We start from the raw sequence: 26,900 nt of genomic DNA, 5'->3' as shown, positions 1-26,900 counted from the left end.
GCCGCTTTCATTCCGCACGCTCTCCCACGCATCATCGCGCTTCCTTTCCTACTATATTCATTGTTTTCATCGTATTGCTCTGACATCCGCCGATCACAGAACGCCAAAGAGAGGAACAATGCCGCCAAACGCATACTCCCGACGAGGTTCTCATCTGCGAGAACATCTGCTTTTCCTGCTGCTGTCGCTGACCCTGAGCGTCTTCGCGCCACCGGCCCTGGCGCAAAATGCGCCGCCCGCCCCCGCCGACAAGAGCGAGCAGCAGAAGGCCGCCTATGCCGCGCTGGCCGATCTGCTGCAAGACGACCAGGCGCGCGCGGCCCTCATCAACCATCTGAAACAGGCCGCCGGTGACGCCCCCGCCGCCGCGCCGGCCGCCCAGGAGGCATCGACGCCGGCCACGCTGAGCGACAGCTTGAACTCGCTGGCGCAGGAAGGCATCGGCACCTTTAACCAGAAGCTCGGCGCGCTGCAAAAGCTGATCGATTCCGGCCCGAAGCGCGTTTTCAATCCCGCCGGCTTTTTCCGCGCGCTGGGCTACTTTCTGCTGACGGTGGCGGTCACCTTTGCCCTGTTCCATCTGATCCGGCGGCTGATCGCGCCGCTGTATAAACGCATGGGCAGTTGGGGACACAACGCGCGGCTGCAGCGCGGCCCATGGTATAAGCGCCCCGCCGCCATTCTCGGCGCTTTCGCCATCGATCTGCTGGTGCTGCTGCTGGCGCTGGCGGCGGGCAACCTGTTCGCCCGCCACGTCCACGCCGACAGCGCCACCATTTTGCGGCTGCAGACCCTGTTTCTCAGCGCTTTCGCGGTGATTGAATTCTTCAAGGCGGTGCTGCGACTGATTTTCGCCCCCGGCTTCGACTATCTGCGCCCCTTTCCTTTCAGCGACCAGAGCGCGCGCTACTGGAACACCCGCCTCGCCTGGCTCAGCGGCCTGATCGGCTATGGCCTGATGGTGGTGGTGCCGGTGGTGGCGGTGCAGATCAGCTACCCGGCCGCCGCCGCCGTCAACCTGGTGGTGATGCTGGCGCTGACGCTGTATGCCATCTGGCTAATCCTGCATAACCGCAAGCAGATACAGCAACAGATCAATCTGCTGGCCGAGCGGTCGATGGCGTTTTTCAGCGTGATCCTGCGCGGCCTGGGGCATATCTGGCACCTGCTGGCGATCGCCTATTTTCTGGTGTTGTTCGTGCTGTCGCAGTTCGACATCGGCAACAGCCTGCGCTTTATGATGAGCGCCACGGTGAAAAGCCTGCTGGTGATCGGCGTCGGCGCCCTGCTGTCCGGCATGCTGACCCGCTGGATTTTTCGCCGCATTTCGCTGCCGAGCGACGTCAATCTGCGCTACCCGATGCTCGAGCGGCGCATCAATTCCTATATCCCCAACGGGCTGAAGATACTGCGGGTGATGGTAGTGCTGGCGGTGACGCTGTTCCTGCTCGACGCCTGGCACCTGATCAACCTGTACCAGTGGGCGGGCAGCGAAAATGGCCAGCGGGCGCTCGGCGGGCTGGTGCATATCCTGCTGATCCTGCTGATCGCCGTGTTCAGCTGGACGCTGATGGCCAGCATGATCGAGCATCGCCTGGCGCTGGAGCTGAGCAACGGCGTGCGGCCGAGCGCGCGCGAACGCACGCTGTTGACGCTGTTTCGCAACGTGCTGGCTATCGTTATCAGCACCATCACCGTGATGATCGTGCTGTCGCAGGTAGGGCTCAATATCGCGCCGCTGCTGGCGGGCGCCGGCGCGCTGGGGCTGGCCATCAGCTTCGGTGCCCAGACGCTGGTGAAAGACGTGATCACCGGCGTGTTCATCCAGTTCGAAAACGGCATGAACACCGGCGAATACGTCACCGTCAGCGGCATCACCGGCACCGTGGAGCGCATGACCATCCGCTCGATCGGCCTGCGCGACGACTACGGCGTCTATCACATCGTGCCGTACTCGTCGATCGCCACGCTGGCCAACTATGCCCGTGAGTTCGGGGTATACCGCGCCAACTACACCGTCAGCCGCGACGAGGACATCGATCGGGTCAACGAGGTGTTGCATCAGGCCATCGCGGCGCTGAAGCAGGATGAACAGGTGAAGCATTTCCTGATTGGCGAGCCGGTCTTCAACGGCGTGGTGGCGCTGGGCGATCGCTCGTTCACCACCCGCGTGACGGTGCGCACGCAGGCGCTGAAACAGTGGGTGGTGCAATACGCCCTCGATCGGCTGGTGAAAATCCATTTCGATCGGGCCGGCATCGGCATGCCGCAACAGGCGATGCAGATCTCTCGCGCGCCGCAGCCGCATGAAGAACAGACACCGCCCGCGGCTCCCGGCGGTTAGCGCCCTCTGCCGCAGGGCTGGGCGGCCAGGAAGGCCGCCACGTCCTGCCGGTAGGCATCGTATTGCACCGAGCGCGGGGCAAACAGGCCAACCGCGTTGATCAGCCACGGATGGCGGGCGAACAGCGGCTTGACCATCACGTGATCGGCCTCGTCGATGCGCGTCACCGTCAGCAGCGAGGCGGGGATCCTCTGCCGGTACACCCGCTCGGTTTCGTCCGCGTCCACGTTGACGTCACGGCCGCCCAGAATCAGGTGCACCGGCGTGTTGAAATAGCGCAGTCCCGCCGTCGCGTCGCTGGCCATGTTGGCACGAATAAAGCGCCAGCGGTCGGCGCTCAATGGGGCGCCGCCGTCATGGTCACGGCGGTACTGCGCGTAGCCGTCCGGCTGTTCGAGCAGCGTTTGGATATGGCGCCAGTGCGCCTCGCGCGCCTGGATCAGCGCCTCATCATCCCCTGCCGCCGCCATCGCCGCCCGGGTGTTATAACGCCCCTGCCGCAGCCAGTTGATCGCCGGCGAGAGCGCAAGCGTGAAAGCAATGTCAGGCCGCAAGCGCGCCACCTCCGGCATCACCCAACCCGCCTGGCTGGCGCCCCACAGCCCCACGCAGCGCGCATCGAAACGCCCGTCCCGCCGGGCCCAATCGATGATATCGGCAGTTTCCCGCGCGCGATCCGCCATGGTCTGATGCAGCCAGTTGCCGCCGGAACCGCCAACGCCCGGCTTATCGAAGGATAAAACCGCGTAGCCCTGCTGCGCCATCGTCTCCCAAATGGCGTAGTAACCTTCGTCGCGGCTGGCGTTGGCCGGCCCATCACCGTGCACGAACACCACGACGCCGGGTTTGACTGGCGCATGCTGCGGCAACACCAGCGTGCCGGTCAACCGATTGCCGCCGGCGGTCACCGCCACAGGCTCGGTGACGAAGCGAAAATCATTGACGTAAATTATCCAGCCAAGCGCCGCCAGGAGCAGCGCCACGATGAACAGCCCTATTTTTCGCACCTCGCCTCCCCGCAGCGTCTCTCCATCAATACCCAGTCGGCCTGGCCGAACAGCAGCCCCAGCGAAGCGTAGTGCTCTTCACGCCGCACCTGAAAACCGCAGCGCTGATACAAACGCTGCGCATCGACGTTGCGCCGGCTGACGTGCAAACTCAGACGCCGGCCCGCGCCCGGTCCGGCGGCATAATCGTTCATCCACTGCAGCAGTCGCTTGCCTACCCCTTTACCGCGCTGACTCTCCGCCACCGCCAGATAAGAGAGATACAGCTCATCGGCCGCCGGAGTATGCTGCAATACCGCAATTTGCAGATACATGCGCCACACGTTCAGCCAGCCGTAGCAGCGGCATAGCCGCCAAATCGGCAATGCGCGCGGGCGCGGCCCGGCGTCGCCCTCTGCCGCGGCCGCATTGAGGGCAAAGGCCGCCACCACCTGCTCGTCCTGTTTCACCACGAAGCTGCGCTCCCGGCTGCCGCTTTGCTTCCAGCTCCACAACCGATAAAACAGACGCCACTGCCGGCGGGCGCTCAAACGGCGCGCACGCTGGAACTTGTCGCAGAACGCGGCGTAGATCAACGCCGCCGTTTGCAGGCGGTCAGCGTCGCGATACGGCTCAATGTGCAGCATATCAACCTCGACTAAGGATGCCGGTAGAGCAGCTGTTCCAGCAGCCGCACCGGCGTGGTCTCCTCCGGCGAAGGCGACGCAAAGATCGCCTGCCGCCAGGCCTGACTTTCGATCACGTCCAGCACCAGTTGCGCGAGCGCTAACGGCGCGACCGCCGGTGCGATCTCGCCGGTTTGCTGAGCCTCGGCGATCGTCGTCGCCAGCGCCTCAATCAGCTGCCGCTGGTTGGCGCTGAACGGCTCGGCCAACGCCGGGTTGCGCCCCACTTCGGCCACGATCTCAGCCGACAGCTGTACATTGCCGGGGGCAGAGACAAAGGCGTGATAGGCGGTAAAAAAGGCCGACAGCGCCTGTTTCGGCCGTTTTCTGTCCCCCTGCAATCCGGCGGCGAGCTCGGTGAATACGTCGTTCTCAAGCAGCGCAATTTCGCCGATCAGCGCTTCCTTGCCGGTAAAGTGGTTATAGAGGTTGCCGACGCTGACGCCCGCCGCCTGTGCGATATCCCGCATGCTGGTCTGGTGAAATCCCTTATCGGTAAAGCTGTGCAGCGCGGCGTCGACAATCTTTTCTCGGTTTCCCATCGGCAGCTCCGAAACGGTGAAAGGGGCGCCTGGCGCCACAAATGAATATAAATTAATGAACGAACGTTCGCTCACTTTTAAGCATAGCATAGGATGGCAACGTTGAACCGCAGCTCAACGGCGCAGAGATCGGAGGGAGGGGACAAATGCCGCCCCGTTTTCAGGGGCGGCGTCCGGCAAACTCAGTGCAGCGCGTCGCCCTGCTTCACCGAAGTAAACGCCTGCATCAGCTTCACGACGTCATGCATGCCGATGTTGACCTGGTTAATCACTTCTCCGGCGTCATGGGTCAATGCCACACCGCCGCCGGCCTGTTCCACGCAGGTCGCCATGCCGGCGATCGCCGCCGCCACGCCTTGCTGGATAGACTTGGTCATGCGTTCGATCTCGGTCGCCGCCTTGCGCGATTGTTCCGCCAGCGTGCGTACCTCGTTGGCCACCACCGCAAAGCCGCGCCCGTGCTCACCGGCGTGGGCGGCTTCGATGGAGGCGTTAATCGCCAGCAGGTTGGTTTGGGCGGCAATTTTACGAATGGCTTCGACGATGGTGCCAATCTGCTGAGAGCATTGGCCCAGTTCGGTGATCACCGCCGACGTTTCACGCGCCGCCGCTTCAACCTGCTGCATGCCCTGCACCGCCTGCTGCACGATCGCCGCGCCCTGCGCCGCCTGCCGATCGGTATCGAGCGACAGGTGATGGGCGCTGCGCACCATTTCTTCTTCATGCTGCTGCTGTTGCATCAGCCGAGTGATGTCCTGAGCAATCTTCACCACCTTCACCACCTGACCTTCGTTGTCGAGGATCGGGTTATAGCTGGCCTCCAGCCATACTCGCTCACCGCGCCGATTGATGCGTTCAAAACGCCCGGTGATAAACTCGCCGCGCGCCAGACGCTGCCAGTGCCGCCGATAGTCGTCGGAAGCGACGAACTCCGGCAGGCACAGCACCGCATGCGACTGCCCACGCGCCTCGTCCAGCCGATAACCTATCAGCGCCAGCATATTGTCGTTGGCGCTGACAATGGTGCCCTGCGGCGTAAAAGAGATCATCGCCATCGATCGATTCAGCGCCGCCAGCAGGCTGCGATGTTCCTGCGCCTGGGTCACTCGCTCGGTCACTTCGCTGGCGATCTTGACGATTTCCACCACCTTACCCTGTTTATTCAGTACCGGCGCGTAAGTGCCCTGCAGCCATACCGCCTCGCCGTTTTTCGCGATGCGCTTTATGGTGTCCGTGATGGGTTGCCCCTGATTCAGCGTCTCCCAATGTTTGCGATACAGCGGGCTGGCGACATAGTTCGGATCGCAGAAAATACGGTGATGCTGGCCTATCACGTCATCACGCTGAAATCCCAGCGTGCTGAGAAAAAGATCGTTGGCGCGCAATACCCTGCCCTCTGGCGAGAATACGATCATTGGCACGGCGTGTTCTATCGCGCTCAGTTCGGCGCCGGTGTGGGTAGTTAACTGACTGAATCGTAACAGCATAAGGTGTAGTCCTTGTGGCAGATGATGGCGCTTTTCTTATTTTCCTGGCCACATGCCGCGCCCACACGCAGACGTGCCATTGCGGAAGGAGCGGGCAACGCCGATCCTTCTGGTTATTGCTATTAACCGGATTAAATTTATTTATTCAGTAAAGTAATTATTCGATTTTAAATAAACCAACAGACTAAGATTTTTATTATTAAACTCGTATTGAGAATAACGTAAGCCATGAAAATTGAAAGGTAAAATGCGGATTTTTGTCGGCGCCGACAGGATAGCCGGCGCCGGAAGGATTAACGCCAGCGTTCGGCCGCCCAGGCGGCCTGTTGCTCGGCGTCATGGAAGGTCCAGGCGACGAAGCGGCTGATCTTCTGCCCTTGCGCCATCTCGATGTTGCGCACCTCGGCCGCGCCCGCCACCTTCAGCGCATGGTAGATGGCCGGCAGCGTAGTGTTCTTTGAGATAAGCGAGGTGAACCACAGGCAGTTGTTGGCCTTGCCGACGCTCTCTTCCACCATCTTGCGCACAAAGGCCTCTTCGCCGCCTTCGCACCACAGCTCGTTGTTCTTGCCGCCGAAGTTTTGTACCGGCTTGTCGGCCACTTCCCCTTTGCCCAACTTATGCAGCTTGCGGCGGGTGCTGGCGCGCGCTTCCTGTTCAGAGGCATGGAACGGCGGGTTGCACAGGGTGGCGTCGAATTTCTCGGCCGCGCCGATAATGCCGGTAAAAATAAGCTCCGGCTGTTTCTGCAGCCGCAGACGCACGCTGTTGCGCAGCGTCGGGTTCATCTCGACGATCATTTTGGCCGAGTTGAGCGACACCGGATCGATTTCGGATCCGGTGAAACGCCAACCGTATTCGCGCAGGCCGACGATCGGGTAGATGCAGTTGGCGCCGACGCCGACGTCGAGGATCGCCACGCCCTTGCCGCGTGGGATCTCACCGCCGTTGCTGGTCGCCAACAAGTCCGCCAGGTGATGCAGATAGTCGGCGCGGCCGGGGATCGGCGGGCACAGGTAATCAGCCGGAATATCCCAGTGTTCGATGCCGTAAAAGTGTTGCAGCAACGCACGGTTGAGCATTTTCACCGCCGCCGGATCGGCGAAGTCCACCGAGACATCGCCCCAGGCGTTCGGTTTTACGAACGGCGCCAGCGCCGGGCAGCTGGCGATCAGCGCCGGGAAGTCGTAGCGCAAACGATGACGGTTGCGCGGATGCAGGCCGCTTTTCTGCTGCGGGAAGGTTTTCTTTTTTTCCACCGTGACGGGCTCTCTTGAAGGTATTTCCGGCGCGTAAGATAACACATCCGGCCCGCAATGGCGCAGCGGCGGGAAACCCGGCACAATGAAAGCTTCATCGATTGCCACAGGGTCCCCCATGAGCCGTGAATCTCGTTATTATTATGAACCCGCCGCCGGCCACGGCCTACCGCACGATCCGCTGAACGCTATCGTCGGCCCGCGTCCGATCGGCTGGATATCTTCCCGCAGCGCCGCCGGCCAGCGCAATCTGGCGCCCTACAGCTTTTTCAACTGCTTCAACTACCGTCCGCCGATCATCGGTTTCGCCAGCACCGGCTGGAAAGACAGCGTAGCGAATATCGTGGAAACCGGCGAGTTCGTCTGGAACCTGGCGACGCGCCCGCTGGCGGAAGCGATGAACAACAGTGCCATCAACCTGCCGCGCGGCGAGGACGAATTCGCCTTCGCCGGCGTTACGCCGCTGCCCGGGCGGCGGGTCAAAGCCGAACGCGTGGCGGAAAGCCCGGTGAACTTCGAATGCCGGTTGACCCAGTGCATTCAGCTGCAAACCGCCGATGGCGCACAGGTGGAAACCTGGCTGGTGTTGGGCGAAGTGGTGGCGGTGCATCTCGACCCGGCGCTGCTGGACGAACACGGCGTGTATCAGACCGCCGCCGCCGAACCTATCCTGCGCGCCGGCGGCCCGACCGCCTACTACGGCATTTCGGAACAGCACCGGTTCGACCTGACGCGCCCGATGCGCTGATCGTCTCCCCCGTTTATGCAGAAGATGAACGGGGGAATTAACAATCAAAAAATCTGAATAAAACCGTCAACACTCTCCGATTTCATCCCGCCTGTCACTGCGCAATAATCTTCCCATCGAAAGGCAAACCCCTTTCTCCCTAATTCACTTTGACAGGAATGACCAACATGAAAACCATCAAAACTTTTGCTGCCGCTATCGCCCTGGCTACCGTTTCTTTCACCACTTTCGCCGCTGAACACGTCAGCGCCCAGGATGCCGCCCAATTCGAAAAAGCCGGCGTGATCGTCGCCAGCGGCGCGACCGACCTGAGCAGCCTGACCTCTCAGCTGGCCGCCAAAGCCGATGCCGCAGGCGCCAAGGCTTTCACCATCACCTCTACCAGCGGCAATAACCTGATGCACGCAACCGCGGTTATCTACAAATAATCCTTGCTCCAGTCGTCAGAAAGCCCGTCGGATATGACTCCGGCGGGCTTTTTTTATGTTCGCGTGCGTCGGCGCTGAATGGGTACGACAGCGCGCTCCTGGCCGTCCACGCTATCGGCAACCCACGCGCAAACGAGCCGGGTCATGTTGCCGAAAACCGGCAGAAACCCTGTATTCAATGGGGTTTGCAGGGTGGCTTGAGCACACATTTTTTACCTAGCCATTGCTGGACTAACGGGAAAGGATGATTAATCATGTTACGCAGACTACAGATGCAGAGAGCGTTGTATGCAACATATCATTGAAGGTTTCCTCAGTTTCCAGAAAGAGATTTTCCCGCAGCGTAAGGAACTGTTTCGCAGCCTTGCCTCCAGCCAGAATCCTAAAGCGCTTTTCATCTCCTGTTCTGACAGCCGTCTGGTGCCCGAGCTGGTGACCCAGCAAGAACCGGGGCAACTTTTCGTTATCCGCAACGCAGGCAACATTGTCCCTTCCTTTGGCCCGGAGCCGGGCGGGGTATCCGCGACCATCGAGTATGCCGTTGTGGCGCTGGGCGTGACTGATATCGTTATCTGCGGCCACTCAAACTGTGGCGCCATGAAAGCCATCGCTTCCTGTCAGTGCCTCGATCCGATGCCGGCCGTGGCCCACTGGCTGCACTATGCCGATGCGGCAAAAGCGGTGGTCGAGAAGAAAACCTGGAATAGCGAAACAGACAAAGTTAACGCTATGGTTGAAGAGAACGTTATAGCTCAGCTAAATAATATCAAAACCCATCCTTCTGTGGCTGTGGGTCTGCGCAACAGCGGGCTGCGCCTGCACGGCTGGGTCTATGACATCGAAAGCGGCGAAATTCGCACGCTGGATAGAAACACCAAGAGCTTCGTGTCTCTGGCGGATAATCCCGACGTCTATTTCGAATAACATAGCGTCCGGTTTAGCCATTAAATAAAATCCACGCCGCGGCGTGGATTTTATTATCCGCCTTAAGCCAGGCGCGCCTCTATCGCCGCAGCGAAGTCGCGGCACATTCGTTCGTCACCGTCGGCGTTATCCGCCAATACCGTCTCGCCGTCCACCACCCGAATATGCGCCTGCAAATCGAAATCCGCCGGCGGTTGCGGGCGCGCGGCGGCGGCGGCCATCGTCTGCTGCGCCTCATGCCACGCCTGCGCTACCGTCTGATTGCAGGCCTGCGCCAGATAGTCCGGGTTGAACCCTTCGCCGGTCAGGCTGCGCAGCGTGTCGTCATGGCTGACGCTGTTGCCCGGCAACCAATAGTGCCGCGCCAGATCCGGGCCGATGGCCGGGTTGTCCGTCAGGTAACCGTCGCGCTGCAGGAAGAACTGGCGAGTTTGTTCCACCGCCATCATCGCCAACAGATAGCCCTGGTAAGAACAGGCTGACTCCAGCGACAGCAGATGCGGGATCGCCAGCGTCGGGCGCGGGCTGCCGCTGATGCCGAGGATTTTTTGCTCGATCTCGCGCGCCAGCGCGGTGATGGCTTCCGGCGTGCGCTGTGCGTCATCCCATTGATACAGCGCCCATTCGAAGTACGGCACCAGCAGGATATGGCGTTCATTGAACGCGCGCATCGGCTGACGCGCCGCAATGCCTGCCTCGATCAACGCATCGGGCACCGCTTCGCCGGCAGCGTTTTTCGCATAGCGTTTCAGCCAGTCGGCGTCGTCGAGCAGGCTGTCGCAGAACATCGACTGGGTTTCGGCATAGGCCATCGAGGTCGGCGGGAACTCCTGCGAGAAGCACGGCGCGTTCTGGCGAATATTGGCGAAGTGCGCCGCATGGCCGCCCTCGTGGAACAGGGTATTGAGCCCGTAAGCACCGCTGCCTACCTGCCCCGGCTGCGCCAGGCTGGTGAAGTTGATGCGCGCCGGCACCCATTCCCCCTGGCGCACAAACGGCGGCACCGGGCCGTGCATAAAGCCATTCTCATACTTGCCTTTGCGCACCAGCAGATCGAGGTTCATCTCCGCGCCGCCAAAACCGATGTGCAGGCGTTTGAAGCTGTCGACCCAACGTTCCAACGAACGGGAAAACGGGAAATAAGGATCCAGTTGGCGGGTGACGTCGCCGGCGCTGGCGAAGCGCACGTTCCACGGTTCCAGCGCCTGGCTGCCCTTCTCGGCCGCCAGCTGCTGCAGGCTGCGCGCGTTGGCCTCGCGGGTTTCCCGCTCGAAGCGATCCAGAATGGCGAACAGCTGTTCCGGCGTCATACGCTCGGTTTTGTTCACCTTGTAGTCGAAATAGTTGCGATAGCCCATCTGGCGCGCAAAGCGGTTGCGCAGGCCAATCAGCTCCGGCAAGCCGTTATGCAGCAGCCATTGCTCCAGATCGCGCAGCGCCTGCTGCGAGCTGCGGCGATACTCTTCATTCGGGTTGGTCGCCTGATTGGTCAGCAGCTCGCCGAGCGAAGCCGCCACGCGCTGGCCGTCGGCGTTCAGATGGGTGACCTGATAGCCCTTGCGGCGCGAGTAGAGATCGGACTCGGCGTGGATGATCTGATCCAACAGCGCCTGCGCCTGCGGATCTTCAATGGCGTTGCAATCGAAAAAGCGCAGCCAACCCTGCAGGCCGTGGATCAGCGCATCGCGCTGCGCCTCCTGCGGCAACGCCTCCAACCCGGCCAGCAGAGTACGGATCTCCCCGAGCCGGCGCGGTTCGGCGATAAAGCGCTTATAGGCGCTTTCGGCGGCGGAAAAGCGCGCCGAGACGTCTTCGCCGCCGGTGCCCATGTAGTTTTGCCAGAACAGCTCTTCTTTGGCACGGTGAACGTCGAGGTAATCCTGGTTCAATTGATTGAAGTAATCGAGAGCCTGTTGCATAACCGTCCTTCTCAGCCGATGAGGAAATATCCCAGTATAGTCTCGCTTAGGCCTGATGCAGGCGCCGCAGCCCCTGCTCCAGCGTCTCGCTTTCGCCGGTGGCCACCAGACAACAGGCGATCTGCCGCTGAATGGCCAGCGGGATCGCCACCTCGCCGGCCAGGCAGCGCTCGGTCCAGCGCGCGGTGGTTTCCGCGTCTTTCGCCGCCGGCAAGAGCGGCGTTTCATCCTGTAAGGTGCGTTCCAGCAAGATGCGCTGTTCGCCGCCGACGATATGGTGAATTTGCGGGCAGCGCAGCGGGTTGGCGTAAGCTTCGCCTTCCGTGCCGTGCATCAGCAGCCCGCGGGCGCCGATCTGGCGGAAAAACGACGCCACCCGGCCGACATACTCCGGGTGTGAGACGCTGGCGAGGCGCAGCGCATCCTGTTCGCCGAACGGCGTCGCCAGCTTGGCCAGCGTATGGGCGCTGTTGCGCACCCCCATGCGCCAACGCAACCCGAGCTGCCGCGCCAGCGGCGCCGACAGCGTGGAAACCGGCATGAATACCGCCTCGCCGCTATCGAGACGCCGCTGGGCGTGATCGGCCTGTTCTGACCACGGCAGCCCAAGCGCGCGGAAAATCTCGGCGCTGGTCACGCGGGTGCTGTCGTCCAGCACGCCGTGCACCACCACCGGCAGGCCCACCTTCGCGAGCAGCAGCGCCAGCAACGGCGTCAGATTGGCCTGCTTACGCGCGCCGTTGTAGCTCGGCAACACCACCGGCAATGGCCGCCCCTGCGGCGCCTGCAGCGGCAGCACCTGCTGCTGCATCGCCTGGTAGAAGCCCAGCATCTCCTCTTCGGCTTCGCCCTTGATGCGCAGCGCGATCAGAATGCCGCCCAGCTCCAGCTCGGGGACCTCCTCGGCCAGCATCGCCTGATACAGCTGAAAAGCGGTCTGCCGGTCCAGGTCGCGCGCATGGTTTTTGCCGCGGCCTATTTCTTTGATAATTTTGGTGTAATCCATCCGAAGGTTCCCTCAGCTCACTCTTCGGTTAGCATACCCTATCCGCGCCGCCGCTCAACCTCCGCCGCCAGCCGCCGCTGCGCTTCATCGCCGTCGCGCAGCCCGGCGATCACCCCGTCGGCATCGTCGGCGCTGCGGTTTTGGCTCATCTTCCATTTGCCTTCGCGCCGGGTGACGGCGATCTCAATACCGACGATGCCTTTAAGCTGTGCGGCGATGTAGTTGGCCGGCGCATCGTCGAGCCGCCAGGGTTCAGGACGCCGCCCTTCCTGCTGCGCGGTCAGATCGATCAGCTGCCGGCGCAGCCAGGCCGGGTCGTCCGTCACCGTCGGCACGCCATACAGCTGCACGACGCTGTAGTTCCAGGTCGGCACCACCTTGCCGCTCTGGCGCTTGCTCGGGTACCAGCCGGGCGACACATAGCCCTCCACGCCCTGAAAGATCACCAGACATTCGGCCACCTGTTGCAACCGCCGCCAGTGTTCGTTGGCGCGCGACAGGTGCCCCCGCAGCCGGAGCTGCCCTTGCTCGACATCGGCCACAAACGGCAGCGGATCGGCCGTCAATCCCTGTTCGCCGTGGCTGACCAGCAGCCCGAGCGGATGGGCGCGCACCAGCGCCAGTTGGGTATCAAGATCGTCTTCGCGAAATGCGGCGGGTTGAAACATCAGTGTGGCTCCTTATCGCTCTCTCATGATGACGACAGTAAAGCACCCGCCGGCGGCCTACTTAAGATCCGCTTTCCGGCTATTTCGGTTGATCCGGTTTAATAACAGCAGGGCGACGCCCATCGCCAACAGATTAAACACCATGGCGCCAGCGAACGCCTGGGCGTAGCGCTCCGCCGCGCCGCCGCTCGCCAACAGCGGAACGAAGCCGACGCCGCTGACCACGATGCCCAGCGCGCCCCCCACCTGCTGCACGGTGGCAACCAGACCCGCCGCCATGCCCGCCTGCCGCTCCTGCGCCAAACCGAGCACCAGATTCAGCAGCGGCGTCATACTCAGCGCCTGGCCGAATCCCAGCACCACCAACCCCGGCAGCAACCGCAGAGGATGTGCCAGCGCCGCCCCCCACAGCGCCTGCGTCATCAATAGTGCCAACCCGACGGCGTAAATCGCCACGCCCGCGCTCAGCACATCGTTACCCCAACGCAGCGCCAGCCGGGGCGCCAGCATCGAGGCCAGCATAAAGGCCGCGCTGGCCGGGGCGAACAGGCTGCCCGCCTGAAAAGGCGTGAGCCCCGCCCCCGCCTGCAGCAGCAGCGCGAAGCACAAGAAAAACGAGGAGGCGGTGGCATAAATCGCCAACACCACCGCCATGCCCGGTGCGAAGCCCGCCTGGCGGAACAGCGCCGGATCGAGCACCGCATCGCCACCGCGCTTTGCCAGGCGGCGTTCCCAGCGCAGGAAACCCCACAGCGTCAGCAGCGCCAATGCCAGCATCGGCGCGATCCACCACGGCCAACCGCGCGCCGGCCCTTCCAGCAATGGCAGCAGCAACAGCGACAGGCCGGCCGCCGCCAGCAGCAGGCCAACGCCGTCTAACCGCTGCGCCTGCGCCACCCGCGATTCGGGAATGCGGCGCGTCGCCCACAGCGCCAGCGCGCCGATCGGCAGATTGATCAGGAAGATCATGCGCCAGCCGCTGCCGAACAGATTGGCCTCGATAATGAAACCCCCGAGGATCTGTCCGAAGATCGCCGCCAATCCCAGCGTCATCCCCAGCCAGGCGAAAGCGCGCCGCCGCTGTTGCGGCGGGTACAGCACCCGCATCAGGGCGTAGATCTGCGGGAACAGCAGCGCCGCCGCCGCGCCTTGCAGAACACGGGCGGCGATCAGCAGGCTAAGCGACCCCGCCAGCCCGCACAACAGGGAACTCAGCGTGAATCCCAACATGCCGAGGCTGAACAGACGCCGACGCCCGAAGCGATCCCCCAGGCGTCCGCCGGCGATCAGCAGTACCCCAAACGCCAGCTCATAACCGGCGACGATCAAACCGATAGCGGCGAAATCGGCGGCGAACTGTTGCTGGATCACCGGCGCCGCCACATTGACCACAAACAGATCGAACACCGTGACAAAACCGCCCAACAGCAGTACCGGCAGGCCGGGCAATCCCCGCCGTTCACCAGATAATGAATGTTCCATACCACCTCCAGAGATTATGATGGCCGCAGTATGGAACAGGGTTTAAACTGTTACTATATAGCCAGTTATACTATTACTAACAGCAACAGGACGGCCGCCATGCCCCCACGCACCCTGGAACGCACCCGCCACGAACTGGCGGATTTTCTGCGTCAAAAACGAGAACAGCTGTCGCCGCAGGCGGTCGGTTTGCCGAGCGGCAGCCGCCGCCGCACGCCGGGATTGCGGCGTGAGGAGGTCGCGGCGCTGGCCGGCGTCGGCCTCACCTGGTACACCTGGCTGGAGCAAGGCAGGGAAATCAATGCCTCGGTGGCGTTTTTGGAAAATCTGGCGCGGGTGCTGCAGCTCGATGCCGCCGGCCGCTACCACCTGTTCTTATTGGCGCATCAGCGGCCACCGGTGCCGGTCGGACATCAGTGGTGCCAGGTTTCGCCGTTGGTGCGGCGGCTGTTGGACGATCTGGCGCTGCGGCCGGCCTACGTCATGAACCTCAGTTGGGACATCATCGCCTGGAACCCGGCGGCGCAGCGGCTGTTCGCCATCGACGAGCGCCCGGCGCAAGAGCGCAACATGTTGTGGATGCTGTTTGCCGATCCGCAGCTCAATGCGCGCCTGCTGGAGTGGCGGGCGCAGGCGCCGCAGATCCTGGCCAGTTTCCGGCGCGACTATGCCCGTGCGCCGGAGGATGAGGTGATGCGTCAACGGGTGCAGGCGCTGGAGCGGGTATCGCCGCAGTTCCGCCAGCTCTGGCGGCAGCATGACATTCACGGGCGTTGCCAGGGGCGGCGCAGCTTCACCCTCCCGGAAATCGGCCCGGTCACCTTTGACCATGCCTCTTTCATCGTCGACGAAGAGAATCACCTGCGGCTGGTGATGTACAGCGCGCTGCCGGACGAACCGGCCAGCGCGGTGTTTGAAGCGCTGCTGCGCGAGGGTTAACGACGACTGTCGAAAATGAGTTTGCAGGCCAGCCCGGCGAATACCCCGCTCAGCAGGTAGTTCGGCCAACGGGCGCTGAAACGGCGGCCGGCAAAGCGGCTTTTCATGCCGCTGACCGCCAGGATCATCCCGCCGTTAATCAGCAAGCCCACCAGATTCAACACCGTCGCCAGCGCCAGCATCTGCACCACCACCGAGCCGGCGCGCGGATCGATAAACTGCGGGAACAGCGCCAGCACGAACAGCGCCATTTTCGGGTTGAGGATGTTGGTGAACAATCCCTGACGGAAAATGCGCGCCGTCGGCACCGCCTGCAACCCGGAAGAAGCCTGCAGACTGCTGCCGGATCGCAGCGTTTTCCACGCCAGATAGAGCAGATAGGCGGCACCCAGCATCCTCACCGCGTCGTAGGCCAGCGGCACGGCGACGAACAGTTGCGACAACCCCAGCGCCGCCGCCAGCGCGTGGCAGTACGTGCCGAGCTGGATGCCCGCCAGCGAAGCGAAACCGGCGCGCCGCCCCTGGCTGACGCTGCGCGAAGCGATCAGCAGCATATCCGGACCGGGGGTGAGCGCCAGCGCCACGCAGGCGCCGGAAAACAACAGCAGCGTTGCGGCATCAATCATGAATCACCTGATAAGAAAACGAACGGGAATGGAGCATTCATCATAGCGGCGCCGACATGGCTTGTCAGCGCCGCTCGCGTCAGATCACCCACAAATCCAGGTACTCGTTGACCGGCATCTGCGCCAGCCGCTGCCGATCCAGCGACACCTCGAGAATGCGCTGCTGCTGCAGAGCCGGGAACTGGCGCGACAGGTTGATTTTGAACTTCTCGATCAGCAGCGGGATGCCCTCTTCGCGCCGCCGCGCATGGCCGATGGGGTACTCCACCGCCACTTCATCCAGACGGCTGCCGTCGGTGAACTCTATCGTCAGCGCATTGGCGATCGAGCGTTTTTCCGGATCGTGATAATCGCGGGTGAAGGCGGGATCTTCATGGCAGTGGATCTTGCCGCGCAACGCGTCGATGCGCGGATCCTCGGCCACCCGATCCTCGTAATCGGCCGCCGTCAGCCGCCCGAACAGCAGCGGGATCGCCACCATATACTGAATGCAGTGATCGCGATCCGCCGGATTATCCAGCGGCCCTTGCTTGTCGATAATGCGCAGGCAGGCCTCGTGGGTGCGGATGCTCACTCTGGCGATGTCGGCGGCGGTTTTGCCAGCGGCCTGCATCTGGCGATGCAGCGTCATCGCCGCCTCCACGGCGGTCTGGGCATGGAACTCCGCCGGGAACGAAATTTTAAACAGCACGTTCTCCATCACGTACGCGCCGTACGGCCGCTGGAAGCGGAAGGGTTTGCCGTTGAAAGAAACGTCGTAGAACCCCCAGGTCGGCGCCGTCAGCGCCGAGGGATAACCCATCTCGCCGGTGGCGGCCATCAGCGCCAACCGCACCGCGCGGGAGGTCGCATCCCCCGCCGCCCAGGATTTGCGGGTGCCGGCGTTCGGCGCGTGGCGATAGGTGCGCAGCGACTGTCCGTCCACCCACGCCAGCGATACCGCGTTCAGGATCTCCGCGCGGCTCAGGCCGAGCATCTGCGCCACCACCGCGGTGGACGCCACTTTCACCAGCAGCACGTGATCCAGCCCCACCCGGTTGAAGGCGTTTTCCAACGCCAGGCAGCCCTGGATCTCGTGCGCCTTGATCATGGCGATCAGTACCTGCCGCATGGTCAGCGGCGCTTTGCCCGCCGCCACCGCCTGGCGAGAGAGCCAGTCGGCTACCGCCAGGATCCCGCCCAGGTTATCTGACGGGTGGCCCCATTCCGCCGCCAGCCAGGTGTCGTTGAAATCGAGCCAGCGGATCATGGCGCCGATATTGAACGCCGCCTGCACCGGATCCAGCTGGAAGCGGGTGCCCGGCACCCGACTGCCGTTCAGCACCTCGGCGCCCGGCACCACCGGCCCCATCAGTTTCTTGCAGGCCGGGTAGCTCAGCGCCTCCAGCCCGCAACCGAGGGTATCGAGCAGGCAATAGTGGGCGGTGCGATACGCCGCCGGGGTATCGACGGCCTCTTTCATCACATAATCGACGATATCGACCATTTCGCGATCGAACGACGGGCGGCGGGTATTGGCAGACTCAAGCATCATGATTCCCAAAGGCTCCATAGTGAAAATGACACGATAACGATCGGCGCTCAGCGCTGATCCAGCGGTACGAACGCCCGCGTTTCCGGCCCGGTATAGTTGGCGGACGGACGAATGATTTTGTTGTCCTGCCGTTGCTCGATGATGTGCGCCGACCAGCCGCTGACGCGCGCCATGACAAACAGCGGCGTAAACATTTCGGTGGGCACGCCCAGCTGGTAATAAGACACCGCCGAGAACCAGTCGAGGTTGGGGAACATCTTTTTGGTGTCGCGCATCACGCTCTCCAGCCGGTCGGCGATGTCATACAGCTTCATCGCGCCCGCTTCCTGCGACAGGCGCAGCGCGATCTCTTTGATCACCTGATGGCGCGGATCGGAGACGGTGTACACCGGATGCCCGAAACCGATCACCACCTCTTTGTTATCGATGCGACGGCGAATGTCGGTTTCCGCTTCGTCCGGCGTTTCATAGCGCTGCTGGATCTCCAGCGACACCTCGTTGGCGCCGCCGTGCTTCGGCCCGCGCAGCGCGCCAATGGCGCCGACGATCGCCGAATAGATATCGGATCCGGTGCCGGCGATCACCCGGCCGGCGAAGGTCGAGGCGTTGAACTCATGCTCGGCGTAGAGGATCAATGAGGCGTGCATCGCCTGCTCCCAGCTGGCGGAAGGCGCTTCGCCGTGCAGCAGGTGCAGGAAGTGGCCGCCGATGGAGTCATCGTCGGTCTCCGGCTGAATGCGTTCGCCGTTGTGGCTGTAGTGATACCAGTAGAGCAGCATCGATCCCAGCGACGCCAGCAGCCGGTCGGCGATGTCGCGCGCGCCGGCCGCGCCGTGCTGCTCTTTTTCCGGCAGGGTGCAGCCAAGGGCCGAGACGCCGGTGCGCATCACGTCCATCGGGTGAGACGCCGCCGGCAGGGCCTCCAGCACCGTGCGCACGCTGGCCGGCAGGCCGCGCAGCGCTTTCAAGCGATGTTTATAGGCATGAAGTTCGTCGCGGTTGGGCAGCTTGCCGTGGATCAGCAGGTGAGCCACCTCTTCAAACTCGCAGTGGCGCGCGAGATCGAGAATGTCGTAACCGCGATAGTGCAGATCGTTGCCGCTGCGCCCTACGGAGCACAGCGCGGTATTCCCGGCGGGCACGCCGGATAACGCCACGGATTTTTTCGGCTTATCGCCAGTCGGGCTTTGCGGAGGGATCGCTTGGCTCATACTGTCCTCATTTGGCTATTGCGTGAATGGCGCTTATTCGTCGCGCTGGCGCGCGAACAGAGCGTCGAGTTTCTCTTCGAACAAATAGTAGTTGATGCTTTCATACAGCTCGTTGCGGGTCTGCATGGTGTCGATGACGTTTTTCTGCGTGCCCTCCTCGCGCAGGGCGCGGTACACCCGCTCCGCCGCCCGGTTCATCGCCCGGAAAGCCGACAGCGGATACAGCGCCATATCCACCTGCGCGCTGCGCAGCTCATCGGTGGTGAACAGCGGCGTCGCGCCGAACTCGGTGATGTTGGCGAGGATCGGCACCCCGGTCGCTTCGGCGAAACGGCGGTACATGCCCAGTTCGGTAATCGCCTCCGGGAACAACATGTCGGCCCCGGCCGCCACGTAGGCCTGAGCACGCTCGATGGCCGCCTCCAGCCCCTCTACCGCCAGCGCGTCGGTGCGCGCCATGATCACGAAGTCCGGATCGCTGCGCGCATCCACCGCCGCTTTGATGCGATCCACCATCTCTTCGGTGGAAACGATGGCCTTATTGGGCCGATGGCCGCAGCGTTTGGCGCCGACTTGATCTTCAATATGCAGCGCCGCCGCCCCGGCCTTGCTCACAGAGCGCACCGTGCGGGCGACGTTGAACGCCGAAGCGCCGAAGCCGCTGTCGACATCCACCAGCAGCGGCAGCGGGCAGACGTCGGTGATGCGGCGAATGTCGGTCAGCACATCGTCCAGCGTCGAAATGCCCAGGTCCGGCAACCCCAACGAACCGGCCGCCACGCCGCCGCCGGAAAGGTAGATGGCCTGGAATCCGGCCCGCTGGGCCAGCAGGGCATGGTTGGCGTTGATCGCACCGGCAATTTGCAGGGGTTTTTCGTTACTCAGGGCCTGACGAAAGGCGAGCCCGGGTGAGCGCAGCGTCATGACGTTCTCTCCGATTAGCTAGATGAAACAGACAGAGCAAGGGGCGGGCCAGGTTGCACTTCGGTGAAGGAAAAAATTAAAAACGATAAAAATAAGTGAGTTATAAAATCCGCGTCGCCATTGGGCAGGCCAAGCGATAAAAAACGTTTCAGTTAACGTTTCAATCGCTGTTTCACGCGGCATATTTGAAACATGACTGAAACAAGGCTACACCTACTGCAACCACTTTCATTCGGTAACAGACTATGAGCGATCACATCACGCCACCCCGCACGCCGGACAAACCGGTGATCTGGACCGTTTCCATCACCCGTCTGTTCGACCTGTTCAGGGATATCAGCCTCGAGTTCGACCACCTGGCGACCATCACCCCGATCCGCCTCGGCTTTGAGGAAGCGGTGCAGCATATTCGCGCTCGCCTGGCGACCGAGCCTTGCGACGCCATCATCGCCGCCGGCTCCAACGGTGCCTACCTGAAAAGCCGCCTGTCGGTGCCGGTCATTTTGGTCAAACCCGGCGGCTTCGATCTGCTGCAGGCGCTGAGCAAGGCGCGCAGAACCGCCGATCGGATCGGCGTCATCACCTACAAAACGCCGCTGCCCGCGCTGATGGAGTTCCAGCAAACCTTCGATCTGCCGCTGGAGCAGCGCAGCTACGTGACCGAAGAGGACGCCCGCGGCCAGATCGCCGAGCTGAAAGCCGCCGGCATTCAGGCCGTGGTCGGCGCGGGCCTCATCAGCGATCTGGCGGAAGAGGCCGGGCTCACCGCCATTTTTCTCTATTCCGCTGCCACCCTGCGCGCCGCCTTCAGCGATGCGCTGGACGTGACGCGCCTGATGCTGGGCAACGCCAAACGCGGCGACTACGCCACGCGCAATACCCTGCAGCCGCGCTATGGGTTGGGCGATTTGCAGGGCGACTCCCCGCAGATGGAGCAGGCGCGGCGCACCATCATGCTGTACGCCCGCTCGCCGGCGGCGGTGTTGATCGAAGGAGAAACCGGCACCGGCAAAGAGCTGGCGGCGCAGGCGATCCACCGGGAATACTTTTCCCGGCGCGGCGCGCCGTCCAGAGGCGCAACACCGCCGTTCGTCGCCATCAACTGCGGCGCCATCGCCGAATCGCTGCTGGAGGCAGAACTGTTCGGCTATGAGGAAGGCGCCTTTACCGGCTCACGGCGCGGCGGCCGGCGCGGGCTGCTGGAGACCGCCAACGGCGGCACCCTGTTTCTGGATGAGATCGGCGAAATGCCGCTGCATCTGCAGACCCGGCTGCTGCGCGTGCTGGAAGAGAAAACCGTCACCCGGGTCGGCGGGCAACAGCCGGTGGCGGTCGATTTTCGCGTCATCAGCGCCACTCACAACCGGCTGGAACAGGCGATTCAGCTGGGCGAATTTCGTGCAGACCTGTTCTACCGCCTGAGCGCCCTGCGGCTGCAGCTGCCGCCACTGCGGACGCGCGGCGACGATATCGCGATGCTGGCGGAACACTTTCTGAAACAGTCGCTGGCGGCGCTCGACGTGCCGCTGAGCGAGCCGCTGCGCACCGCCATGTCCGGCTGTTACGCCGCGCTCAGTCACTACGCCTGGCCCGGCAACCTGCGCGAGCTGCGCAACATGATGGAACGGTTGGCGCTGATGCTGAGCACCGGCGCCGCGCCAAGCGGTGAAACGCTGCAGTGGCTGCTGCCGGAACTGGCGGCGCCAACCTCGCCCGAGGCGCCAGAGCCGCCCCTTTCCGCCCAAGCAGCGCTGGCGCAATGCGGCGGCGACCACGCCGCCGCCGCCCGATTGCTCGGGATCAGCCGCACCACTTTATGGCGTCGGCTGAAAAAACCGAACTGAGCATCAGCCATCGCGCCGGCTGGCCGGCAGCGGCGTCAATCGCGGTCGCCGTTCGCCCAGCAGGTTCATGCCCGCCGCCGCCAGCAGGATAATCGCCGCGCCCAGCAGCTGCCACACCGCCAGCCGGTGGCCAAAGGCCAGCCGATCCACCAGCATGGCGGCGATCGGATAGATGAACGACAGCGAGCCGATCAGGTTGGTCGGCAGCTTCTGCAGAGCGCCGTACATCAACACGTACATCAGGCCGGTGTGCAGCACGCCGAGCGTCGCCAGCATTCCCCACTGCCCAGCGCTTACCGAGGTATGAAAATCCACCCACGGCAGCAGCATCACCGCTCCCACCGCCACCTGAATCAACGCAATAAGGTGCGGCGGCGTGCCTTTCAGCCGCTTGGCCGCCAGCGCCATCAGGGCGTAGAAAAACGCCGCGCCGAGCGCCAGCGCAATGCCCACCAGATAATGGCTCTGTCCCCCCGCCTGCCGTGGCTGCGCCAGCACCACCAGCATCATGCCGCCAAACGCCAGCCCCAGCCATAACAGCTTGCGGGCGGTCAGCCGTTCCCCCAGAAACAGCGCCCCCAGCCCCACCAGCATAAACGGCTGGGTGTTGTACACCGCGGTGGCGATGGAGATAGACGCATAGGCATAGGCGGCGAACAGCAGCAGCCAGTTGATCACCAGCGCGACGCCGCCGGCGATCGCCAGCAGCAGCGTGGCGCGCGTCAGCGCATCGCGTCGCAGCTGCCCCAATACGCCGCACACCGCCAGCAGCACCAGCGCCCCTACCGCGCAGCGCCAAAACACCACGTTGACCACCGGCTGGCCGGACATCAGCACAAACCAGCCGATGGAGCCGGAAATCAACATCGCCGCCGTCATCTCCAGCGATCCGCGTTTTATCTCTGCATTCATGGTGCGTTTCTCCAAATCGGTCCAGAGACATAGCTTGCGGCTTTGCGGGGCGGCTTTCCATGGCATAAAAAAGGCAGATATGCTTAACTGCCTTTTTCTCGTAGCTATAATCAAGAAAATACCTAACGGAGGCGTTATGGATGATATCGATCGCCAGATCCTGACTCTTTTGGCGCAGGACGCGCGCGCGTCGTTGAAGACGCTGAGCGCGCAGGTGGGGCTGTCGTCGCCGAGCACTTCGGAAAGGCTGCGGCGGCTGGAGGAAAGCGGCGTGATCCAGGGCTATACCCTGAACGTCAATCTGCAGGCGGTGGGCTACGCCTTCGAGTCGCTGGTGCGCATCAAGCCGCTGCCGGGCATGCTGAAGAAGGTCGAACAGCTGATTCAGGCGATCCCGGAAGTGGTCGAATGCGACAAGGTAACCGGCGAAGACTGCTTTATCGTGCGGCTGGTGGCGCACTCGATGGAGCAGCTCGACCACACCCTCGACCGGCTGGCCGAGCATGCGCAGAGCAACACCTCAATCGTGAAAACCACGCCGGTTAAACGCCGCCTGCCGCCGCTGCTCTGATTAACGCCGACGCTTGCGGGCGAACGGGTTGCCGCACTTCTTCTCTTTTTTGGCCGCGTCGGCGGCGGATTTCAGCGCCGCCAGATGCGCCTTGTCGGCCTCCGGCACCGCGCGCTGTTCGATCGGGAATACCGGCAGCGACGCCAGCAGCCGCGAACCGTAATTTTTGGTCAGCAGCCGGCGATCGTAGATTACGATCTCGCCGTGGCATTGGTTGCTGCGGATCAGACGGCCGACCTGTTGGATCAGGTTGAACGAGGCGCTCGGCAGGCTCTGTACCTCGAACGGATAACGCTTCAGCGATTTCAGCCACTCGCCCTCGGTGATGATCACCGGGCTGTCGATCGGCGGGAACGCGATTTTGTGAATATGCACCTGGGTCAGCAGCTCGCCTTTCAAATCCAGCCCTTCGGCGAACGATTGCAGCCCCACCAGCACGCTGGCGACGCCCTTCTCCACCCGCTTGCGGTGCTCTTCCACCAGCCGGTAGCGCGGCTGGTCGCCCTGCACCAGCAGCATTAGCCGCAGATCGGTCACGTAGCTGAGGAAGGTCTGCATCGCCCGGTGGCTGCTGAACAGGATCAGCATGCCTTTGTGCTTGCCGCTCGCCTGCTCGGCGCGGAAGCAGCGCGCCATCTCCTCGAGGTGCTCCGCTTCGTTGGCGAGCGCCGGTTCATAACGCATCTGCGGAATGACAATCTTGCCCTGCTCGACGTGATTGAACGGCGAAGCGAGCGTTTCGAAGCGATCGCCGGCCTTCTCGCTCAGCCCGCTCATCTCCTGCAAACGCGCGAAGCTGTTCAGCGAACGCAGCGTGGCCGAGGTGACCACCACGTGCGGCACCTTGCGCCACAGCAGCTTCTCCAGCTGATCGCTGACGCGAATGCCGACGCAGTGCAGATACAGATGGGTGACGTTATCGCGCAGCTCGCGCGTGACCCATTTGGAGATCGGCGCGTTCGACGACTTGTCGAGCGCCGCCAGCCGCCACAGCTTGCTCATCGCCTCCAGATAGCCCAGCGTGCGGCTCATCTGCAGGATGGCGCGATGCAGGCGCATGATGTCGTGCTTGCCGGTCTGCTCAGTGAGATCGTTAAGCACGAACTCCGCCAGCCCACGCAATGCATCGGTCAGTTTGAACAGCCGAGCGCAGCTCTCCACCATCTCCGCCGGCAGCTCGCCCATTTCAAAACGGTGCTCGGCCGCCACGCTGTCGCCGGGCAGGTAGGCGCTGACCTGATGCTCGAAGATCTGCACCAGTTCGCGCAGCTCTTCGCAATGGTTCTTCAGCCGCTCGCTGTTGCTCAGCCCCGGCGGGTTCTTCGGCCGGTACTGCGTCATGCACTGCTCGACCTGGCGCACGATCATGTCCAGCTGCAGGTTGGTCGACAGCGCGGTGATTTCCCCGTCGATCTCCAGCGCGTCGCGCGCCACCTCCGGCAAATGGTGGCCTTCGTCCAGCACCAGCAGCAGTTCTTTCGGGTTTGGCAGCACCGATTCCGTCTCCAGCGCCGCCATCACCAGGGCGTGGTTGGCCACCACCACGTCGGCGCTTTCGATCTCTTTGCGGGCGATATAGAACGGGCATTCGCGGATGTAGTGGCAGTTGCGCCCCAGACAGTTGGCCTTGTCGGTGCTCAGCTTGGCCCACAGCGGATCGTCGATGCTCTGCTGATAGTGATCGCGCAGCCCGTCCCACTCGAAGCGGGCCAACGCCTTGGTCAACTTCTGGCACAGCGCCTGCTCTTCACCGCTGGACGGCGCCAGCTCGTCGTCGAGAAATAGCGTCAGATCGCCCTGTTGGCTGACGTCGGTGCTCATCGCCGCCAGGTTGCGCGGGCACACGTAGCGCCCACGGCCAAAGGCGCCGGTAAATTTCAGATCGGGGATAATCTTCTTCAGCAGCGGCAAATCTTTGCTGTAGATCTGGTCCTGCAACGCCACGTTGGCGGTGCTCACCACCAGCGGCTTGCTCTCCGCCCGCCCGACGGCGATGCCCGGGATCAGGTAAGACAGCGTTTTGCCGACGCCGGTCGGCGCCTCGATCGCCAGATGGCGCGGGTAGTCGCCGGCCAGCGTCTTCGCCACCTCGGCGATCATCTGGCGCTGGGGCGCGCGGGAAATAAAATCCGGTATTTGCTGCTGCAGGGCTTTGTACCACTGGCCAATCTGATCTTTAACTGCGGAGGAGAGCGCCATTCAACTCTTATCTAAACGAAATGATGGCGCTATTGTCCCACAGACCGCCGGCGACGTCAGCCCGAGTTACGCCTGCGGATCGATCATCGAAGCGCGCCCGGCGCCGAACGACCACTCGTCCCGCTGGGTGGTGGTGATCACCACCATCACATCCTCAGGATTCAGCCGCAGGTTTTCCACCAGCAGCGCCGCCAGCCGCCCGTAGAAGCGCCGCTTGGTGTCGGTGTCGCGAGGCCGCCCGGCGGTGATGTAAAACAGTACGAAATCCGCGCTGCGCGGCCCACCGAGATAATCGCGATCGTAGATAAGTTCGCCGGGGCGGTATTGATCGATAACCTGAAACCTGTCCGCCGGCGGCACCTCGAAGGCCTCCACCAGCGCCTGATGCAGGCTGTCGGACAAGGTTTGCAGATAGTCGGCGGACTTGCCCTGATGCAGGGCGATGCGGCTAAACGGCATGGTTGTCCTCCTGTTCCAGCTCGCGCAGGCGCGCCACGGCCGACGCCGCCGCGGGCCAGCCGGCGTAGAACGCCAGATGGGTGATGAGCTCGGCCAGTTGCTGATGCGCCACGCCGTTGCGCTGCGCCAGCTGCAGGTGAAACGGCAGCTGTTCCACGCGGTTAAGCGCCACCAGCGCGGCGACGGTGATCAGGCTGCGTTCGCGCGGGCTCAGCGCCGGCCGCTGCCAAACATCGTCAAACAAGACGCTGTCGCTGAGCTGCGCCAACTTAGGGGCGATATCGCCGAACGCCTGTTGCCCGGCCTGGGATTTTGATGGCATCACACTCTCCTGTCAGTTGCGGATAGCCTTACGCTACCCGCCGCCGCAGCGAGTGAAAATCGGGATTTTCGGCAGGCTCGGTTCAGAAAAACGGGAGGGTTCCCCGCCGGCGGCGGGGAGGATTTTACGATACCAGCGGGGCAACGCCGTCGAAATGGGCGCTCAACAGCGCGTTCAGCTCCGGCCGCTGCTCCACCCGCTCGGCGATGGCGTACAGCCGCGGGCAGTGTTGCCGGAACCACGCACGGCCCGGCCGCCAGTTGCACATCACCGCCACGTACAGATCCAACGCGCTGAAGCTTTTGCCGAGAAACCACGGGCCCGCTGCGCCGGCGGCGGCGTTCAGCTGCTGCAATAAGCGCTCGCGATACGCCATTACCGCGTTTTTCAGCTGTTCCGCCCCCGCCGCCTGCGGCTGCCAGCGCTGCGGATGGTCGGCATAGGTGAAGGTGGGGTAAATCTCCGCGTTGATGAACAACAGCCAGCGCAGAAAACGCGGCAACAGCGGCGAACCGCCAGGGGGTGCCAGCTCGGCGTGCGGCGCGCGATCGTGCAACAGCAGAATAATCGCCGCGCTCTCCGTCATCACTTCGTCATTGGGCAACACTAAGGTGGGCACCTGGCCGAGCGGGTTCAGGGCGAACAGACGCTCCCGCTCCGGGCCGTCCTGCGTGTAGTCCACTTCCTCATAGCCCCACGGGAAAGCGGTCAACACCAACGCGGCGGCCACGATCGTCGAGCCACAGCCCTGCGTACCGAACAACGTATAAGTATCGTGCATGATTCCTCCTGCAGCGAAACAAGGTATCGGTAACTGTAGACCAGCCGCTGACCGTCGGCTGAAGAAAAAATTCACCCTTTGCGCGACTTTTTTAATCGT

Annotated in this window: 25 protein-coding genes; 7 read left to right on the top strand and 18 right to left on the bottom strand. The window is 62.9% G+C overall.

Going from position 1 to position 26,900, the window contains the following annotated elements:
* The first annotated feature begins 118 nt into the window (after positions 1 to 118).
* Positions 119 to 2,344: a mechanosensitive channel protein gene (ybiO, locus tag ATE40_RS04145; protein WP_063919022.1), complete on the top strand. Its 2,226-nt coding sequence runs from the start codon at positions 119 to 121 to the stop codon at positions 2,342 to 2,344.
* On the opposite strand, the gene ATE40_RS04140 is transcribed toward ybiO, so the two are convergent.
* The 5 genes from ATE40_RS04140 to rlmF form a co-directional block, all read right to left on the bottom strand.
* Positions 2,341 to 3,351 carry an alpha/beta hydrolase family protein gene (locus tag ATE40_RS04140; RefSeq protein ID WP_063919021.1) on the bottom strand — a complete coding sequence of 337 codons (1,011 nt, stop codon included), beginning with the start codon at positions 3,349 to 3,351 and terminating at the stop codon, positions 2,341 to 2,343. The two genes, ybiO and ATE40_RS04140, sit on opposite strands and share 4 nt — an antisense overlap.
* Positions 3,339 to 3,977, bottom strand: a complete 639-nt coding sequence (locus ATE40_RS04135; protein WP_063919020.1) for a GNAT family N-acetyltransferase — start codon at positions 3,975 to 3,977, stop codon at positions 3,339 to 3,341. Before ATE40_RS04135 ends, ATE40_RS04140 begins: the two co-directional genes overlap by 13 nt.
* Before the next feature lie 11 nt (positions 3,978 to 3,988).
* Positions 3,989 to 4,558: a TetR/AcrR family transcriptional regulator gene (locus ATE40_RS04130; RefSeq protein WP_019454624.1), complete on the bottom strand. Its 570-nt coding sequence runs from the start codon at positions 4,556 to 4,558 to the stop codon at positions 3,989 to 3,991.
* A 182-nt stretch (positions 4,559 to 4,740) separates the two neighbouring features.
* Positions 4,741 to 6,045, bottom strand: coding sequence for a methyl-accepting chemotaxis protein (locus tag ATE40_RS04125; protein WP_063919019.1), 1,305 nt, complete (start codon positions 6,043 to 6,045; stop codon positions 4,741 to 4,743).
* A 293-nt stretch (positions 6,046 to 6,338) separates the two neighbouring features.
* Positions 6,339 to 7,304, bottom strand: coding sequence for a 23S rRNA (adenine(1618)-N(6))-methyltransferase RlmF (gene rlmF, locus ATE40_RS04120; RefSeq protein WP_177342834.1), 966 nt, complete (start codon positions 7,302 to 7,304; stop codon positions 6,339 to 6,341).
* Positions 7,305 to 7,422: 118 nt separating this feature from the next.
* Here rlmF and ATE40_RS04115 point away from each other — a divergent pair, with 118 nt between their 5' ends.
* The 3 genes from ATE40_RS04115 to ATE40_RS04105 all read left to right on the top strand — a co-directional run bounded on the left by ATE40_RS04115 (position 7,423) and on the right by ATE40_RS04105 (position 9,404).
* Complete coding sequence (locus tag ATE40_RS04115; RefSeq protein ID WP_019454627.1) at positions 7,423 to 8,052, top strand: flavin reductase family protein; 630 nt, start codon at positions 7,423 to 7,425, stop codon at positions 8,050 to 8,052.
* A gap of 167 nt (positions 8,053 to 8,219) precedes the next feature.
* Positions 8,220 to 8,480, top strand: a complete 261-nt coding sequence (gene bhsA / locus ATE40_RS04110) for a multiple stress resistance protein BhsA (protein WP_060432705.1) — start codon at positions 8,220 to 8,222, stop codon at positions 8,478 to 8,480.
* A gap of 288 nt (positions 8,481 to 8,768) precedes the next feature.
* The gene (locus ATE40_RS04105) at positions 8,769 to 9,404 is read left to right on the top strand and encodes a carbonic anhydrase (protein WP_004939270.1); all 636 of its coding nucleotides are present in this window, start codon (positions 8,769 to 8,771) and stop codon (positions 9,402 to 9,404) included.
* A gap of 62 nt (positions 9,405 to 9,466) precedes the next feature.
* Here the strand turns inward: ATE40_RS04105 and ATE40_RS04100 are convergent, their stop codons facing one another.
* From ATE40_RS04100 to ATE40_RS04085, 4 genes are read right to left on the bottom strand one after another with little or no spacing between them, the layout of a single operon-like run.
* On the bottom strand, positions 9,467 to 11,323 hold the full coding sequence (locus tag ATE40_RS04100; protein WP_063919018.1) for a M3 family metallopeptidase: 1,857 nt from the start codon (positions 11,321 to 11,323) through the stop codon (positions 9,467 to 9,469).
* A gap of 46 nt (positions 11,324 to 11,369) precedes the next feature.
* Positions 11,370 to 12,329, bottom strand: a complete 960-nt coding sequence (ybiB, locus tag ATE40_RS04095; RefSeq protein ID WP_063919017.1) for a DNA-binding protein YbiB — start codon at positions 12,327 to 12,329, stop codon at positions 11,370 to 11,372.
* A gap of 38 nt (positions 12,330 to 12,367) precedes the next feature.
* Positions 12,368 to 12,997, bottom strand: a complete 630-nt coding sequence (locus tag ATE40_RS04090) for an FMN-binding negative transcriptional regulator (protein ID WP_019454631.1) — start codon at positions 12,995 to 12,997, stop codon at positions 12,368 to 12,370.
* Positions 12,998 to 13,054: 57 nt separating this feature from the next.
* Entirely contained in the window at positions 13,055 to 14,479 is a 1,425-nt protein-coding gene (locus tag ATE40_RS04085) for an MFS transporter (protein WP_063919016.1), read from the bottom strand.
* A gap of 99 nt (positions 14,480 to 14,578) precedes the next feature.
* On the opposite strand from ATE40_RS04085, the gene ATE40_RS04080 reads away from it, so the two are divergent.
* Positions 14,579 to 15,418: a helix-turn-helix transcriptional regulator gene (locus ATE40_RS04080; RefSeq protein ID WP_063919015.1), complete on the top strand. Its 840-nt coding sequence runs from the start codon at positions 14,579 to 14,581 to the stop codon at positions 15,416 to 15,418.
* Here the strand turns inward: ATE40_RS04080 and ATE40_RS04075 are convergent.
* The 4 genes from ATE40_RS04075 to prpB form a co-directional block, all read right to left on the bottom strand.
* Positions 15,415 to 16,044: a LysE family translocator gene (locus ATE40_RS04075; protein ID WP_063919014.1), complete on the bottom strand. Its 630-nt coding sequence runs from the start codon at positions 16,042 to 16,044 to the stop codon at positions 15,415 to 15,417. The genes ATE40_RS04080 and ATE40_RS04075 overlap by 4 nt on opposite strands.
* Positions 16,045 to 16,123: 79 nt before the next feature.
* Positions 16,124 to 17,575 carry a bifunctional 2-methylcitrate dehydratase/aconitate hydratase gene (locus ATE40_RS04070; protein ID WP_063919589.1) on the bottom strand — a complete coding sequence of 484 codons (1,452 nt, stop codon included), beginning with the start codon at positions 17,573 to 17,575 and terminating at the stop codon, positions 16,124 to 16,126.
* 50 nt (positions 17,576 to 17,625) lie between these two features.
* Entirely contained in the window at positions 17,626 to 18,789 is a 1,164-nt protein-coding gene (gene prpC, locus ATE40_RS04065) for a bifunctional 2-methylcitrate synthase/citrate synthase (RefSeq protein WP_063919013.1), read from the bottom strand.
* A gap of 33 nt (positions 18,790 to 18,822) precedes the next feature.
* The gene (gene prpB, locus ATE40_RS04060; RefSeq protein ID WP_063919012.1) at positions 18,823 to 19,713 is read right to left on the bottom strand and encodes a methylisocitrate lyase; all 891 of its coding nucleotides are present in this window, start codon (positions 19,711 to 19,713) and stop codon (positions 18,823 to 18,825) included.
* A 245-nt stretch (positions 19,714 to 19,958) separates the two neighbouring features.
* On the opposite strand from prpB, the gene prpR reads away from it, so the two are divergent.
* Positions 19,959 to 21,557: a propionate catabolism operon regulatory protein PrpR gene (gene prpR / locus ATE40_RS04055; RefSeq protein WP_063919011.1), complete on the top strand. Its 1,599-nt coding sequence runs from the start codon at positions 19,959 to 19,961 to the stop codon at positions 21,555 to 21,557.
* Positions 21,558 to 21,560: 3 nt separating this feature from the next.
* Here prpR and ATE40_RS04050 read toward each other — a convergent pair whose 3' ends face one another.
* Positions 21,561 to 22,469 carry a DMT family transporter gene (locus tag ATE40_RS04050; RefSeq protein WP_063919010.1) on the bottom strand — a complete coding sequence of 303 codons (909 nt, stop codon included), beginning with the start codon at positions 22,467 to 22,469 and terminating at the stop codon, positions 21,561 to 21,563.
* A gap of 136 nt (positions 22,470 to 22,605) precedes the next feature.
* Between ATE40_RS04050 and ATE40_RS04045 the strand changes: the two genes are divergently transcribed.
* A complete protein-coding gene (locus tag ATE40_RS04045; RefSeq protein WP_038880548.1) occupies positions 22,606 to 23,040 on the top strand; it encodes an Lrp/AsnC family transcriptional regulator in 435 nt (144 codons plus the stop codon).
* Here the strand turns inward: ATE40_RS04045 and dinG are convergent, their stop codons facing one another.
* The 4 genes from dinG to ATE40_RS04025 form a co-directional block, all read right to left on the bottom strand.
* Positions 23,041 to 25,239 carry an ATP-dependent DNA helicase DinG gene (gene dinG, locus ATE40_RS04040; protein WP_063919009.1) on the bottom strand — a complete coding sequence of 733 codons (2,199 nt, stop codon included), beginning with the start codon at positions 25,237 to 25,239 and terminating at the stop codon, positions 23,041 to 23,043.
* A 66-nt stretch (positions 25,240 to 25,305) separates the two neighbouring features.
* Positions 25,306 to 25,698, bottom strand: coding sequence for a tautomerase family protein (locus tag ATE40_RS04035; protein WP_063919008.1), 393 nt, complete (start codon positions 25,696 to 25,698; stop codon positions 25,306 to 25,308).
* The gene (locus tag ATE40_RS04030; protein WP_019454641.1) at positions 25,688 to 26,020 is read right to left on the bottom strand and encodes a carboxymuconolactone decarboxylase family protein; all 333 of its coding nucleotides are present in this window, start codon (positions 26,018 to 26,020) and stop codon (positions 25,688 to 25,690) included. The genes ATE40_RS04035 and ATE40_RS04030 overlap by 11 nt, the downstream gene beginning before the upstream one ends.
* A gap of 124 nt (positions 26,021 to 26,144) precedes the next feature.
* Positions 26,145 to 26,801: a glutathione S-transferase family protein gene (locus tag ATE40_RS04025; protein ID WP_063919007.1), complete on the bottom strand. Its 657-nt coding sequence runs from the start codon at positions 26,799 to 26,801 to the stop codon at positions 26,145 to 26,147.
* Between the last annotated feature and the right edge of the window lie 99 nt (positions 26,802 to 26,900).

This window comes from Serratia surfactantfaciens, from assembly GCF_001642805.2.
Lineage (GTDB): Bacteria > Pseudomonadota > Gammaproteobacteria > Enterobacterales > Enterobacteriaceae > Serratia > Serratia surfactantfaciens.
Note: the sequence above shows the minus strand (reverse complement) of the source record. Positions and strands in the feature narration are given on the sequence as shown.